Source organism: Streptomyces sp. NPDC047022 (assembly GCF_040644155.1).
In the GTDB taxonomy this organism is placed as follows: Bacteria; Actinomycetota; Actinomycetes; order Streptomycetales; family Streptomycetaceae; genus Streptomyces.
In genome coordinates this window covers 1-14,528 of sequence record NZ_JBEYVV010000042.1, presented here as the reverse complement: position 1 = coordinate 14,528, position 14,528 = coordinate 1, and the positions used below count along the sequence as shown (strand labels likewise).

Here is a 14,528-nt window from a genome sequence, read left to right as displayed (position 1 = left end):
CCGGCGACCTCCTTCAAGGGACGACCAGGCCGGTTCCCACGGAGGGAACCGGCCTGCGGTGGACCGACCAGTGTACGACGCCCGCAAGGAAAGTGCAGGGCGGTACGGAAGCGGCAGCGCCCGGGCACCCGCCGTGAGCGGCACCGCGCCCCCGGGTGGGCCGGGGGCGCACGGGCGTTCCGAGGGGGCGCTGCCGGGCTACCTGGCGTTGAAGTACTTCGCCTCCGGATGGTGGATCACGATCGCGTCGGTGGACTGTTCGGGGTGGAGCTGGAACTCCTCGGAGAGGTGCACGCCGATCCGCTCCGGCTCGAGAAGCTGGGCGATCTTGGCTCGGTCCTCCAGATCGGGGCAGGCGCCGTACCCGAGGGAGAAGCGGGCGCCGCGGTACTTGAGGGCGAACATGTCCTCCATCGCGGCCGGGTCCTCGCCGGCGAAGCCCAGTTCGGAGCGGACGCGCGCGTGCCAGTACTCGGCGAGCGCTTCCGCGAGCTGCACGGACAGCCCGTGCAGCTCGAGGTAGTCGCGGTAGGAGTCCGACGCGAACAGGCGCCCGGTCTCCTCGCCGATCTTCGAGCCGACGGTGACGACCTGGAGGCCGACGACGTCCTGTTCCCCGGACTCCTCCGGGCGGAAGAAGTCGGCCAGGCACAGCCGCCGGCCGCGGCGCTGGCGGGGGAAGGTGAAGCGGGTGCGTTCGTTGCCCTGCTCGTCGAGGATGATCAGGTCGTCGTCCTTGGACACGCACGGGAAGTAGCCGTGGACGACGGCCGCCTCGAGGAGGTTGTCGGTCTGAAGGCGGTCGAGCAGTCCGCGCAGCCGCGGGCGTCCCTCGCTCTCGACGAGTTCCTCGTAGGACGGTCCCTGGCCCGTGCGCGCCTGCTTCAGGCCCCACTGGCCCTTGAACAGGGCGCCCTCGTCCAGCCAGGAGGCGTACTCCTTGAGCGGGATGCCCTTGACGACGCGGGTGCCCCAGAAGGGCGGCGTGGGCACGGGGTTGTCGGTGGCGACGTCCGAGCGGACGTGGCCCTCCTCCGGCCGCTCCTCGATCTCGACGGCGGCTGCCCGTACCCGGCGCTGCCTGAGGTCGGGCAGCTTCGCCCCGGGCACGCCCCGCTTGACCCCGATGAGGGCGTCCATCAGGCGCAGGCCCTCGAAGGCGTCGCGCGCGTAGCGGACCTCGCCCTCGTACAGCTCGTGCAGGTCCTGCTCGACGTAGGCGCGGGTCAGGGCCGCGCCGCCGAGGATGACGGGGTAACCGGCGGCCAGGCCCCGCTGGTTGAGCTCCTCCAGGTTCTCCTTCATGATCACCGTGGACTTGACCAGGAGCCCGGACATGCCGATGACGTCGGCGCGGTGCTCCTCGGCAGCCTCCAGGATCGCGGAGACGGGCTGCTTGATGCCGAGGTTGACGACGTTGTAGCCGTTGTTGGACAGGATGATGTCCACGAGGTTCTTGCCGATGTCGTGGACGTCGCCGCGCACGGTGGCCAGCACGATGGTGCCCTTGCCCGCCTCGTCGGTCTTCTCCATGTGCGGTTCGAGGTAGGCGACGGCCAGCTTCATGACCTCTGCGGACTGCAGCACGAACGGCAGCTGCATCTGGCCGGAGCCGAACAGCTCGCCGACCACCTTCATCCCGTCCAGCAGCGTCTCGTTGACGATGTCCAGGGCGGGCCGGTCCGCCAGGGCGAGCTCGAGGTCGCTCTCCAGCCCGTTGCGCTCCCCGTCGATGATCCGGCGCTTGAGGCGCTCGTCGAGCGGCAGCGCGGCCAGTTCCTCGGCCTTGCCGGCTTTCAGGGACTTGGCGGTGGCGCCCTCGAACAGCGCCATGAGCTTCTGCAGGGGGTCGTAGCCCTCGGCGCGCCGGTCGTAGATCAGGTCGAGTGCCGTGGTGACCTGCTCCTCGTCGAAGCGGGCGATCGGAAGGATCTTCGAGGCGTGCACGATCGCCGAGTCGAGGCCCGCCTTCACGCATTCGTCGAGGAAGACCGAGTTCAGCAGGATGCGCGCGGCCGGGTTCAGGCCGAAGGAGATGTTCGACAGGCCCAGCGTGGTCTGCACGTCCGGGTGGAGCCTCTTCAGCTCGCGGATCGCCTCGATGGTGGCGATGCCGTCGCGCCGGGACTCCTCCTGGCCGGTGCAGATGGTGAAGGTCAGGGTGTCGATGAGGATGTCCTCCTCACGGATGCCCCAGTTCCCGGTCAGGTCGGCGATCAGCCGCTCGGCGATCTCGACCTTCTTCTCGGGGGTGCGGGCCTGGCCCTCCTCGTCGATGGTCAGCGCGATCAGCGCGGCACCGTACTCCCGCGCCAGCCTGGTGACCTTCGTGAAACGCGACTCGGGTCCGTCGCCGTCCTCGTAGTTGACGGAGTTGATGACGGCGCGTCCGCCGAGCCTTTGCAGTCCGGCCTCGATGACGTCGACCTCGGTGGAGTCCAGGACGATCGGCAGTGTGGAGGCGGTGGCGAAGCGCCCGGCGAGCTCCTCCATGTCGGCGACGCCGTCACGGCCCACGTAGTCGACGCACAGGTCGAGCATGTGGGCGCCCTCGCGGATCTGCTCGCGCGCCATCTCCACGCAGTCGTCCCAGCGGCCCTCCAGCATGGCATCGCGGAACTTCTTGGAGCCGTTGGCGTTGGTGCGCTCACCGATGGCCAGGTAGGAGGTGTCCTGGCGGAACGGCACGCTCTGGTAGAGGGAGGCGGCGCCCGGCTCCGGCTGCGGGTGGCGCTCGGGCGGGGTCAGCCCGCGGACCCGCTCGACGACCTGGCGCAGGTGCTCGGGGGTGGTGCCGCAGCACCCGCCGATCAGGGAGAGGCCGTAGTCGCGGACGAAGTTCTGCTGGGCGTCCGCCAGTCCTTCGGGGCCGAGCGGGAAGTGCGCGCCGTCCTTGGTGAGCACGGGCAGTCCGGCGTTGGGCATGCACAGCAGCGGGATACGGGAGTGGCGGGTGAGATAGCGCAGATGCTCGCTCATCTCGGCGGGGCCGGTCGAGCAGTTCAGGCCGATCATGTCGATGCCGAGCGGTTCGAGCGCGGTCAGCGCGGCGCCGATCTCGGAGCCGAGCAGCATGGTGCCGGTGGTCTCGAACGCCATCGAGCACAGCAGCGGCACCTCGATCCCGGTGGCCTCCATGGCGCGCCGGGCGCCGAGGACGGACGCCTTCGTCTGCAGCAGGTCCTGGGTGGTCTCCACGATCAGCGCGTCCGCGCCGCCGGCGAGCAGCCCCTCCGCGTTCGCCTGGAAGCCGTCGCGGATGGTGGCGTAGCCGACGTGGCCGAGGGTGGGCAGCTTGGTGCCGGGGCCGATCGAGCCGAGGACCCAGCGGGGGCGGCCGTCGTCCGCGGCGAACCGGTCCGCGACCTCGCGGGCGATACGGGCGCCCGCCTCGGACAGTTCGTGGACGCGGTCGGCGATCTCGTACTCGGCCATGGCCGCGTGGTTCGCCCCGAAGGTGTTCGTCTCCACGCAGTCGACGCCCACGGCGAAGTACGCCTCGTGGACGGAGCGGACGATGTCGGGGCGGGTGAGGTTGAGGATCTCGTTGCAGCCTTCGAGACCCTCAAAGTCCTCGAGGGTGGGGTCCTGGGCCTGGAGCATCGTGCCCATCGCTCCGTCGGCCACCACGACGCGGGTGGCGAGGGCTTCCCTGAGGGCTTCGGTTCGGGTCCGGCTGTCGGTGGAGACGGGCGAACCGCCGTCCGGGACGGTGGAAAGGGACGAGTTCGGCAACGAGGCCATGGAAGATGCTCCCTGGAGTGCGACGGCTGTCGGCTTTGCGCTTCCCATGGAAGGCGCACGCCGCCAGGGTAGCCCGGAGCACGTCCCGCTGTCGGTGGCGTCCACGGGGCGGACGGGTGTGACCGAGATGACCCGGGTGAGGATTTCCTCCGAACGGATGGCGACGGGCCATTAGCAAGTGGACGGCCTCGGCGGGTAGTGTTCGGCATTGCCGAACGGCGGTTCAAAGATGACGGCCGGCGGCGGAGAGGACGGAGGGCAGGACGGGGATGGCACGGAACATCCAGTCGCTCGAACGGGCGGCCGCAATGCTGCGGCTGCTCGCGGGCGGCGAGCGGCGGCTCGGCCTGTCGGACATCGCCTCCTCGCTGGGCCTGGCCAAGGGCACGGCCCACGGCATACTCCGCACGCTCCAGCAGGAGGGTTTCGTCGAGCAGGACACGGCCTCGGGCCGCTATCAGCTCGGCGCCGAGCTGCTGCGCCTGGGAACCACCTACCTCGATGTCCACGAACTGCGGGCGCGCGCCCTGGTGTGGACGGACGATCTGGCCCGTTCGAGCGGCGAGAGCGTCTATGTGGGCGTGCTGCACCAGCAGGGCGTACTGATCGTGCACCACGTGTTCCGGCCCGACGACAGCCGGCAGGTCCTGGAGATCGGGGCCATGCAGCCGCTGCACTCGACGGCGCTCGGCAAGGTGCTGTCGGCGTACGACCCGGTCGCGCACAGCGAGGTGCTGGAGGCGGACCGGAAGGCGTTCACGGACCGGACGGTGTGCGAACCGGAGGAGTTCGAGCACGTTCTGGACCTGACCCGGGCACGCGGGTACGCGGCCGATGTCGAGGAGACATGGACGGGCGTCGCCTCGGTCTCCGCGCCGATCCACGACCGGCGGCGGATGCCGGTCGGTGCGGTGGGCATCGCCGGCGCCGTCGAACGCCTGTGCAGGGACGGGGAGCTGCGCCCCGAGCTGATCGCTGCGGTCCGTGACTGCGCCCGTGCGGTCTCGCGCGACCTCGGCGCCGGCAGGTTCTGAACCCGCACCTCGGGCCCCGCACCGGGCTCGCGCCACGGGCAAATCCGAGTGCCGGGAAGCTCCTGATATCACACCGGAAGCCGGAAAGTTTCCGATATCTCCCCCTCTCCGCGCCCCCGTGTCACGAAGGGCCGGTACGGCGTCGCCGTACCGGCCCTTTCCCGTAAGCGGAATTCCCGCCAGGGCGCTCCGGGGCCGGGTCCGCCGTCCGCCCGCACCCTCGCGGCGACCCATCCCCCGCGCGACGGCTCACGACGGCATACGGCCCCACGACGCCCCTGCTCGCGCGCGGTACGCGCCCGTTGCGGAACGGCGGGCTCCAAGCGATCGGCCAAGCGATCAGTAACGATCAGGCTTTCGATTGTCGAACTCTTGACGTCTTACCGAACCGGAAGCGAGACTCCCGTCCATCGGTCGGCATTGTCGAACACCTACCGGCAATACGCGCTAGAGTGTGGCAACGCCAAGGGCCGGCATCGCTCTCACCCCCGAGGGCGCGGACCACCGGAGGGACCCGGGGTTCGCCTTCCCCTGGACGAAGGACAAAGGAGTCGCGGGTGTCCAGCTCCGACATCTTCATCGGCGAGACCATCGGTACCGCCATACTCATCCTGCTCGGCGGCGGCGTCTGTGCCGCCGTGACGCTGAAGGCCTCCAAGGCCCGCAACGCCGGCTGGCTGGCCATCACCTTCGGGTGGGGCTTCGCAGTCCTCACGGCGGTCTACACCTCGGCGCCCCTGTCGGGTGCCCACCTGAACCCGGCCGTGACGCTCGCGCTCGCCATCAAGGACGGTGACTGGAGCAACGTCCCGTACTACTGGGGCGGACAGCTGCTCGGCGCCATGATCGGCGCGACTCTGGTGTGGGTCGTCTACTACGGCCAGTTCCAGGCCCACCTCACCGACAGCGAGATCGTCGGTGGACCGGGCGCGCAGGCCACCAAGGCCGCCGAGGCCCAGGAGGCCGAGGCCGGTCCGGTGCTCGGCGTCTTCTCGACCGGCCCCGAGATCCGTAACGCGGTGATGAACCTCGCGACGGAGATCATCGGAACGATCGTGCTGGTCCTCGCCGTGCTGACGCAGGGTCTCAACGACAAGGGCAACGGCCTCGGCACTCTTGGCGCCCTGATCACCGCGCTGGTCGTCGTCTCCATCGGTCTGTCACTCGGCGGCCCGACCGGATACGCGATCAACCCCGCCCGCGACCTCGGTCCGCGCATCGTGCACGCACTTCTCCCCCTGCCCAACAAGGGTGGTTCCGACTGGGGCTACGCCTGGATCCCCGTCGTCGGTCCGCTGGTCGGAGGCGCCATCGCCGCCGGCATATACAACGTCGCCTTCGCCTGAGAAAACTGATCACTCCGGGCATCGCCCCTCAGCACTCAGCACCGCGCCGTAAGAGCCGTAGAGCCGCCCCACTTATCCGCGGACTTAGGAATTTCAGGAGCAGACAGTGACCGACGCACACACCGCCGGCCCGTTCATCGCCGCCATCGACCAGGGCACGACTTCCTCGCGCTGCATCATCTTCGACCGGGACGGCCGCATCGTCTCCGTCGACCAGAAGGAGCACGAGCAGATCTTCCCGAAGCCGGGCTGGGTCGAGCACGACGCCACCGAGATCTGGACCAACGTCCAGGAGGTCGTCGCCGGAGCCGTCGAGAAGGCCGGGATCACCCGCGACGACATCAAGGCGATCGGCATCACCAACCAGCGCGAGACCACCGTGCTGTGGGACAGGAACACCGGTGAGCCCGTCCACAACGCCCTCGTCTGGCAGGACACCCGCACCGACGCGCTCTGCAAGGAGCTCGGCCGCAACGTCGGCCAGGACCGCTTCCGTCGCGAGACCGGTCTGCCGCTGGCCTCGTACTTCGCCGGCCCCAAGGCCCGCTGGCTGCTCGACAACGTCGAGGGCCTGCGCGAGCGCGCCGAGGCGGGCGACATCCTCTTCGGCACCATGGACACCTGGGTCATCTGGAACCTGACCGGCGGTGTCGACGGCGGCCATCACGTCACCGACGTGACCAACGCCTCCCGCACCATGCTGATGAACCTTCACACGCTGGAGTGGGACGAGAAGATCTGCGAGTCGATCGGCGTTCCGATGGCGATGCTGCCGGAGATCCGCTCGTCGGCCGAGGTGTACGGGGAGATCGCCGGCGGCAGCCTCGGCGAGCTGCTCGGCGGCATCCCGGTGGCCTCGGCGCTCGGCGACCAGCAGGCGGCCCTGTTCGGCCAGACCTGCTTCTCCGAGGGCGAGGCCAAGTCCACCTACGGCACCGGCACGTTCATGCTGATGAACACCGGTGAGAAGATCATCAACTCCTACTCGGGCCTGCTGACCACCGTCGGCTACCGGATCGGCGACGAGAAGCCGGTCTACGCCCTGGAGGGCTCGATCGCCGTCACCGGCTCCCTGGTGCAGTGGATGCGCGACCAGATGGGCCTGATCAAGACCGCCGCGGAGATCGAGACGCTGGCGCTCTCGGTCGAGGACAACGGCGGCGCCTACTTCGTGCCGGCCTTCTCCGGTCTGTTCGCCCCGTACTGGCGCTCCGACGCCCGTGGCGTGATCAGCGGTCTGACCCGGTACGTCACAAAGGCGCACCTCGCGCGCGCCGTCCTGGAGGCCACGGCCTGGCAGACCCGTGAGATCACCGACGCCATGACGAAGGACTCCGGCGTCGAGCTCGCGGCCCTCAAGGTCGACGGCGGTATGACCTCCAACAACCTGTTGATGCAGACGCTCTCGGACGTCCTGGACGCGCCTGTGGTGCGCCCGATGGTCGCCGAGACCACCTGCCTCGGCGCCGCCTACGCCGCCGGCCTCGCCGTCGGCTTCTGGACCAGCACCGACGACCTGCGCGCCAACTGGCGCCGGGCCGCCGAGTGGACGCCCCACATGGACGCGGAGACCCGCGACCGTGAGTACAAGAACTGGCTCAAGGCCGTCGAGCGGACCATGGGCTGGATCGAAGACGAGGAGTAATTCGCGATGACCACCCTGCAGAGTGTCCCGGCTCTGGGGACCCACCCGGCCCACGGCTCCACCCCGAGCCGCGCCGAGACCCGGGAGCAGTTGTCCAAAGCGACGTACGACCTCCTGGTGATCGGTGGCGGGATCCTGGGCATCTCCACGGCATGGCATGCCGCGCAGTCGGGCCTGCGGGTGGCGTTGGTGGACGCCGGCGACTTCGCCGGCGCCACCTCCTCCGCCTCCTCCAAGCTGCTCCACGGCGGTCTGCGCTACCTGCAGACCGGCGCGGTGAAGCTGGTGGCGGAGAACCACTTCGAGCGCCGTGCGGTCTCCCGTCAGGTGGCCCCCCACCTGGCGAACCCGCTCACGTTCTACCTCCCCGTCTACAAGGGCGGGCCGCACGGCGCCGCGAAGCTCGGGGCGGGCGTCTTCGCCTACTCCGCGCTGTCGGCGTTCGGGGACGGCGTCGGCCACCTGCTGTCGCCCGCCAGGGCGCAGCAGGACGTGCCGGAGCTGCGCACCGAGAACCTCAAGGCCGTCGCCGTCTACGGCGACGACCAGATGAACGACGCCCGCATGGCGCTGATGACGGTCCGCGCGGCCGTGGACGCGGGCGCGGTGGTGCTCAACCACGCCGAGGTCACCGGTCTGCGCTTCACGCAGGGCCGGGTCACCGGCGCCGAGCTCAAGGACCGCCTGTCCGGCGACGAGTTCGGTGTCGACGCGCGGCTGGTGCTCAACGCGACCGGCCCCTGGGTCGACCACCTGCGCAGGATGGAGGACCCGAAGGCGGCGCCCTCCATACGCCTGTCCAAGGGTGCGCACCTGGTGCTCAAGCGCACCTCTCCCTGGAAGGCGGCGCTGGCCACGCCGATCGACAAGTACCGCATCACCTTCGCCCTCCCCTGGGAGGACATGCTGCTGCTCGGCACCACCGACGAGGAGTTCGAGGGTGATCCGGCGGACGTCGCGGTCAACGACAAGGACGTGGCGCAGATCCTGGACGAGGCCGCGTTCTCGGTCCGCGACCAGCAGCTGCGGCCCGATCTGATCACCTACGCCTTCGCCGGTCTGCGGGTGCTGCCGGGCGGCCCCGGCGACACCGCCAAGGCCAAGCGCGAGACCGTCGTCACCGAGGGCCGGGGCGGCATGCTGTCCGTCGCGGGCGGCAAGTGGACGACGTTCAGGCACATCGGACGCACCGTCATGAAGAAGCTCGAGTCCCTGCCGGGCCGTCCGCTCGGCGAGGACTTCGAGCCGATCTCCTCGCTGCCGAAGCGGCTGCCCCTGCCGGGCGTCGCCAACCCGCGCGCGGTCGCCCACCGGCTGGTCGTCGACGGTCCGGCCCCCGGCCCGCGCATGGCCGCCGACACCGCCAAGCACCTGGCGACGCACTACGGCTCGCTGGCCTTCGACATCGCCCGACTGGCCAACGAGAACGCGGAGCTCGGCGAGCGCATCCACCCGGACGCCCCGGAGATCTGGGCGCAGGTCGTCTACGCCCGGGACCACGAGTGGGCCTCCACCGCGGACGACGTGCTGCGCCGCCGTACGACGCTGACGATCCGCGGCCTGGCCACGGACGAGGTGCGCGGCAAGGTCGAGGACCTGCTCGGCAAGGCGTAGGCACCAGCGGACATCGAGGGGCGGCTCCCGAAGGGGGCCGCCCCTCGCCTGCTGGAGGCGGGCGTGTGTGCCGGGCTGGGCACGGACGCGCGGTCGGCCCCGACACCTCGGCGTGCCGGGCGCGTTGCGGCTGGTGACCGGGTTCTGACGACGCTCGATGAGGTGGTGGCTGTGGCCCGGGCGGAGCGGGCCATGTGATCCGTCCGATGTGTGGCCCTCCTCCGGGCCGGGATGTCCTGTCGGCGATCATGGGTGTTCGAGCGTCCCAGACTGGGCAGTCATCCGTTCACTCCCCCGTGCAAGGGGCTGCGGGCACCCCCGTGGCACGCCGTAAGGTTGGGACGTACATGAAGGGCACGTCGGAAGGAGGCGCTGGGTGATCGAGCTCGAGGGGGTTCCCGAGCTGATCGACCCGGTCATGGTGGCCGCGTTCGAGGGCTGGAACGATGCCGGTGACGCCGCTTCCGCCGCGGTCGCGCATCTGGACAGGGAGTGGAAGGGCGAGGTGTTCGCGGCGCTGGACGCCGAGGACTACTACGACTTCCAGGTGAACCGCCCCACCGTGTTCATGGAGGCCGGAGTACGCAAGATCACCTGGCCCACCACACGGCTGTCCGTGGTCCGCGTCGGCGGTGACAAGCCCCGCGACCTTGTACTGGTCCGCGGGATCGAACCCTCGATGCGCTGGCGGTCGTTCTGCAACGAACTGCTGGGCTTCGCCCATGAACTGGGCGTGGAACTGGTGGTGATCCTCGGAGCTCTGCTCGGTGACACCCCGCACACACGTCCGGTCCCGATCAGCGGGACCACGTCCGACCCGGACCTGGCGCGCCGGATGGACCTCGAGGAGACCAAGTACGAGGGCCCCACGGGCATCGTGGGCGTTCTCCAGGAGGCGTGCACCCACGCGGGCGTCCCGGCGGTCTCGCTGTGGGCGGCGGTCCCCCACTATGTGTCGCAGCCGCCGAACCCGAAGGCCACCCTGGCTCTGCTCAACCGCCTGGAAGACCTGGTCGACCTGCGTATCCCGCTCGGTGAGCTGCCGGAGGACGCGCGTGCCTGGCAGTTGGGCGTGGACCAGCTGGCCGCCGAGGACAGCGAGGTCGCCGAGTACGTCCAGACGCTGGAGGAGGCCCGGGACACCGCCGAGCTGCCGGAGGCGTCGGGCGAGGCGATCGCCCGCGAGTTCGAGCGGTATCTGCGCCGACGGGACATAAACCCGCCCGGCGGGCATGCCACGGCGGACGGCGGCGACAGTGGCTCGTTCCGGCGGGACCGGGACAAGGACAACCCTGGCGGGCTGACGAGACCGCCGAAGCCGCCGCGGACAGACGACGAGGACGAGGACACGTCGGAGGACTGACAAGGGCGGTGCGCGTGTGCGCACCGCCCTTGATCGTTCTTCTGTGCCCGGAGGGTGAGGCTCAGAGAGCCACGCCGAGCAGCGCGTCCACGGCACGTGAGACGACTCCGGGCGCGCCCGTGTCCGTACCGTCGCTCTGTTCCTGGAGTGCCGCCCAGCGGTCCACCGCGGCGAGCGCCGCCGGTGCGTCCAGGTCGTCGGCGAGCGCCTCGCGGATCTCCTCGACGAGCGCCTCGGCGGGCGGGCCGTCGGGCCGGGAGACGGCGGAGCGCCAGCGGTCGAGCCGTGCCACGGCCTCCTGGAGCACCTCGTCGGTCCACTCCCAGTCGGAGCGGTAGTGGTGGGCCAGCAGCGCGAGCCTGATGGCCGCCGGGTCGACGCCGTCGCGCCGCAGCCGGGACACGAAGACGAGGTTGCCCTTCGACTTCGACATCTTCTCGCCGTCCAGCGCCACCATCCCGGCGTGGACGTACGCCTTGGCCATCGGGAACTCACCTGTCAGCACCTGAGCGTGCGAGGCACCCATCTCGTGGTGCGGGAAGGCGAGGTCGGAGCCGCCGCCCTGCACGTCGAAGCCCATGCCCAGGTGGTCGAGGGCGATGGCCACGCATTCGATGTGCCAGCCGGGCCTGCCCGGGCCCAGCGAGCCGCCGTCCCAGCTGGGTTCGCCCTCGCGGGCGGTCATCCACAGCATCGGGTCGAGCGGGTTCTTCTTGCCGGGGCGCTCCGGGTCGCCGCCGCGCTCGGCTGACAGCAGGCGCATGGCGGCGGCGTCCAGGTTGGACACCTTTCCGAAGTCGGGGTCGGACTCGACGGAGAAGTAGATGTCCCCTTCGAGCTCGTACGCCGCTCCGGCGTCCCGGAGGCGCTCGACGAGCGGCACGATCCCGGGTATTGCCTCCACCGCGCCTATGTAGTGCCGGGGAGGAAGCATCCGCAGGGCGGTCATGTCCTCGCGGAAGAGGGCGGTCTCCTTCTCGGCGAGGGCCACCCAGTCGACGCCGTCGCGGTCCGCGCGCTCCAGGAGCGGGTCGTCGACGTCGGTCACGTTCTGGACGTAGTGCACCTGCCGCTTGGTGTCCAGCCACACGCGCTGGACGAGGTCGAACGCGTTGTACGTCGCCGCGTGCCCGATGTGGGTCGCGTCGTACGGGGTGATGCCGCACACATAGATGCGGGCGACGGGACCGGGGTCGAGGGAGACCTTACCGCCGGTCGCGGTGTCGTGGATCCTGAGGTCGCGGCCCTGGCCTGGCAGGGCGGGGACCTCGGAAGCGGGCCAGGCATGCATGCCATGAGCCTAACCGGCCGGAAGTTCGGTGTACGAACCGGACGGGCCGTATGGCCAGGAACGCGCTCTTGCGCGCGGGCCGCCGATGTGCGGGGCGTGCCGGGGGCGACCACTGCCGAGCGGTTTCCGGCCCCTGTCGCGCCGGCGCGGTTCCGGGGCCGCGCCGGTGGCCGCGACTACACCGGCGGCCACGGAATCGCCGGCCACTCCCCGCTGGGCTCCGGATGCCTGCCCGACTCCAGGAGCCCGTCGACGCGCGCCCGCGTGGCCTGGACCTCGTCGGCGGTGAGCAGATCACCGAGCCGTACGGCCAGCGCCGCGCCCTCCCGCAGATCCTCCTTCAGCCGCTCGAGCACCTCGACCGCCTCCCCGGTCAGCGGCTCCCCGGCCCATCCCCACAGCAGGGTGCGCAGCTTGTTCTCGGTGTTGAAAGTCACCCCGTGGTCGATGCCGTACAGGCGCTCCTCACCGCCGGGCAGCAGATGGCCGCCCTTGCGGTCTGCGTTGTTGATGACCGCGTCGAGCACGGCCAGGCGCCGCAGCCGCTCGTCGTCGGCGTGCACGAGCAGGGCCGTCCGGTCCTCCCCGACGTCGGCGAGGCCGATGGCCTTCCAGCCCTCCGCCGGCTCCTCGGCGTCCATCAGGGCGAGCAGCTCGGGCCCCGGCGTGCCGTCGATCCACAGCTGGCACATGCCCTGGCCGTAGGGCCCGTCGCGCAGCACGGTGGGCGGCACGAGCTCCCAGCCGGTGGCCTCGGACACCTCGTAGGCGGCCACCTCGCGCTCGGCGAGCGTGCCGTCGGGGAAGTCCCACAGGGGCCGCTCCCCCTGGATGGGCTTGTAGACGCAGGCGGCTTCCCGGCCCTCGTAGGAGACCGTGCAGTACAGCGCCGCGTTGGACGCGTCGCGGATGCGTCCGACCACCGTCAGCTCGCCCTCGGCGAGCAGTTCGACCGTGGTCACGCTCCGCGGCGGTATCCGTTCTGGCGCGGACATACGTGTCCTTCCTGGTCGAGCGGGAGGCTGCACAGCGGGCACGGCGGCCGCCCGGCGTTGACGACGTCGAGGGCGCGCTTGGCGAAGGCGCGGGCCTGCGCGCCGGTGAGGCGCACCCGGAGCATCGGAGGGCCGTTCTCCTCGTCCTGGAGCAGCCGCTCCTCGGCCTCGGCGAGGTCCTCCTCGGAGTCTGCGTCCAGCTCGACGAGCGCCTGCGCCTCTACGATCATGCGCTGTTCGTCACCGTCCCAGGCCAGTGCCATGGTGCCGACGCGGAACTCCTCCTCGATGGGGGTGTCCAGCGGTGCCGTGTCCGAGTCGTCCGTGGGGGCCATGGCGGGTACGGACGCGCTGCCGCCGCTACGGCGCACCACCTCGTCGAGCAGCTCGTCCATGCGCTCGGCGAGCGCCGCGACCTGGGTCTTCTCCAGAGCGACGCTCGTCACCCGGGGGCCGGACGAAGCCTGCAGGAAGAAAGTACGGCGCCCGGGCAGCCCGACCGTCCCGGCCACGAAGCGGTCCGGGGGGTCGTAGAGGAACACCTGACGGGACACGTCCTGTCTCCATGAGATCGGGAACGGGACCGGCCGACGGCACCGGCCCGCTTTCGGTTACTGACAACTGCTGCGCTCGTGCGCCCGCTTCACCCTACTGCTGCCGACGATCACGGGGCGCCCGCGCCGCCCCCGACCGTGGCGTCGGAACCGGAGGATTCCGCGCGCGGCATGAGGGAGCTGAAATCCCCGGTGTCGCCGAGGCGAACGAGAAACGGCCTCAGACGGGTGTAACGGATCGCGGTGATGGAACACGGTTCTACAGAGATCCGCTGGAAAAGGTCGAGATGAAGTCCGAGTGCGTCCGCGACAAGCGACTTGATGATGTCACCGTGCGAGCACATGAGGTACACGGCGTCGGCGCCGTGGTCGCGCTCCACCCGTTCGTTCCACTCCCGCACCGCCTCGGCGGCGCGGGTCTGCATGGCCCGCATCGACTCGCCGCCGGGGAACGCGGCGGCCGACGGGTGAGCCTGGACGACCTCCATCAGCGGCTCGTCGGACAGCTCGGCGAGCTTACGGCCGGACCAGTCACCGTAGTGGCACTCACCGATCCGGTCGTCGGTGTGCGCATTCAGTCCGGGGCGGGCGTCGAGCAGCGGCCGGACGGTCTCCTGGCAGCGCTGCAGCGGGCTCGCGACGACCTCGGAGATCGGCAGCCCGGCGAGTCGCCCCGGCAGGGCCGCGGCCTGTTCGGTGCCGCGCTCGTCGAGGGCGACGCCGGGCATCCAGCCGGCGAGGAGTCCCGCGGTGTTGGCGGTGGAGCGTCCATGTCGGACGAGGAGCAACGTGGGCATGCCGCCCAGCCTAAACGGACGCCTGCGGGGCCGGACCCGGCGAGTGGGCACCCCCCCCCGTTATGTTTTGCGCGGTCCTGCAAGAGGGCCGCTGGCCTCCGGGCCCGGCATGACTGTTCCCCCCTGTCGAACGGATGACCTGGGG

General features: G+C 70.4%; 10 protein-coding genes. 5 read left to right on the top strand and 5 right to left on the bottom strand.

Annotated elements, in window-relative coordinates:
* Positions 1-198 precede the first annotated feature (198 nt).
* Positions 199-3,744 carry a methionine synthase gene (gene metH, locus ABZ845_RS28790; RefSeq protein ID WP_360985291.1) on the bottom strand — a complete coding sequence of 1,182 codons (3,546 nt, stop codon included), beginning with the start codon at positions 3,742-3,744 and terminating at the stop codon, positions 199-201.
* Between the two features lie 269 nt (positions 3,745-4,013).
* On the opposite strand from metH, the gene ABZ845_RS28785 reads away from it, so the two are divergent.
* From ABZ845_RS28785 to ABZ845_RS28765, 5 genes are all read left to right on the top strand, one after another.
* Positions 4,014-4,778: an IclR family transcriptional regulator gene (locus ABZ845_RS28785; RefSeq protein ID WP_360985288.1), complete on the top strand. Its 765-nt coding sequence runs from the start codon at positions 4,014-4,016 to the stop codon at positions 4,776-4,778.
* A gap of 557 nt (positions 4,779-5,335) precedes the next feature.
* A complete protein-coding gene (locus tag ABZ845_RS28780; protein ID WP_360985285.1) occupies positions 5,336-6,124 on the top strand; it encodes an MIP/aquaporin family protein in 789 nt (262 codons plus the stop codon).
* Between the two features lie 106 nt (positions 6,125-6,230).
* Positions 6,231-7,769 carry a glycerol kinase GlpK gene (glpK, locus tag ABZ845_RS28775; protein ID WP_360985283.1) on the top strand — a complete coding sequence of 513 codons (1,539 nt, stop codon included), beginning with the start codon at positions 6,231-6,233 and terminating at the stop codon, positions 7,767-7,769.
* Between the two features lie 6 nt (positions 7,770-7,775).
* Complete coding sequence (locus tag ABZ845_RS28770) at positions 7,776-9,383, top strand: glycerol-3-phosphate dehydrogenase/oxidase (protein ID WP_360985280.1); 1,608 nt, start codon at positions 7,776-7,778, stop codon at positions 9,381-9,383.
* Positions 9,384-9,759: 376 nt separating this feature from the next.
* Positions 9,760-10,746 (top strand): PAC2 family protein, encoded by a 987-nt coding sequence (locus ABZ845_RS28765; protein ID WP_360985277.1) that lies wholly within the window; start codon positions 9,760-9,762, stop codon positions 10,744-10,746.
* A gap of 61 nt (positions 10,747-10,807) precedes the next feature.
* Here the strand turns inward: ABZ845_RS28765 and mshC are convergent, their stop codons facing one another.
* From mshC to ABZ845_RS28745, 4 genes are all read right to left on the bottom strand, one after another.
* On the bottom strand, positions 10,808-12,037 hold the full coding sequence (gene mshC / locus ABZ845_RS28760) for a cysteine--1-D-myo-inosityl 2-amino-2-deoxy-alpha-D-glucopyranoside ligase (RefSeq protein WP_360985274.1): 1,230 nt from the start codon (positions 12,035-12,037) through the stop codon (positions 10,808-10,810).
* A 176-nt stretch (positions 12,038-12,213) separates the two neighbouring features.
* Complete coding sequence (locus tag ABZ845_RS28755; protein ID WP_360985271.1) at positions 12,214-13,032, bottom strand: SCO1664 family protein; 819 nt, start codon at positions 13,030-13,032, stop codon at positions 12,214-12,216.
* Positions 12,996-13,586: a DUF3090 domain-containing protein gene (locus ABZ845_RS28750; protein ID WP_360985268.1), complete on the bottom strand. Its 591-nt coding sequence runs from the start codon at positions 13,584-13,586 to the stop codon at positions 12,996-12,998. Before ABZ845_RS28750 ends, ABZ845_RS28755 begins: the two co-directional genes overlap by 37 nt.
* A gap of 110 nt (positions 13,587-13,696) precedes the next feature.
* Positions 13,697-14,383 (bottom strand): histidine phosphatase family protein, encoded by a 687-nt coding sequence (locus tag ABZ845_RS28745; RefSeq protein WP_360985265.1) that lies wholly within the window; start codon positions 14,381-14,383, stop codon positions 13,697-13,699.
* Positions 14,384-14,528 lie beyond the last annotated feature (145 nt).

What these genes read in the sequence shown, in the direction of transcription:
- metH (WP_360985291.1), bottom strand. Translation starts at nt 3,744, where the DNA reads ATGGCCTCGTTGCCGAACTCGTCCCTTTCCACCGTCCCGGACGGCGGT.
- ABZ845_RS28785 (WP_360985288.1), top strand. Translation starts at nt 4,014, where the DNA reads ATGGCACGGAACATCCAGTCGCTCGAACGGGCGGCCGCAATGCTGCGG.
- ABZ845_RS28770 (WP_360985280.1), top strand. Translation starts at nt 7,776, where the DNA reads ATGACCACCCTGCAGAGTGTCCCGGCTCTGGGGACCCACCCGGCCCAC.
- mshC (WP_360985274.1), bottom strand. Translation starts at nt 12,037, where the DNA reads ATGCATGCCTGGCCCGCTTCCGAGGTCCCCGCCCTGCCAGGCCAGGGC.
- ABZ845_RS28755 (WP_360985271.1), bottom strand. Translation starts at nt 13,032, where the DNA reads ATGTCCGCGCCAGAACGGATACCGCCGCGGAGCGTGACCACGGTCGAA.
- ABZ845_RS28745 (WP_360985265.1), bottom strand. Translation starts at nt 14,383, where the DNA reads ATGCCCACGTTGCTCCTCGTCCGACATGGACGCTCCACCGCCAACACC.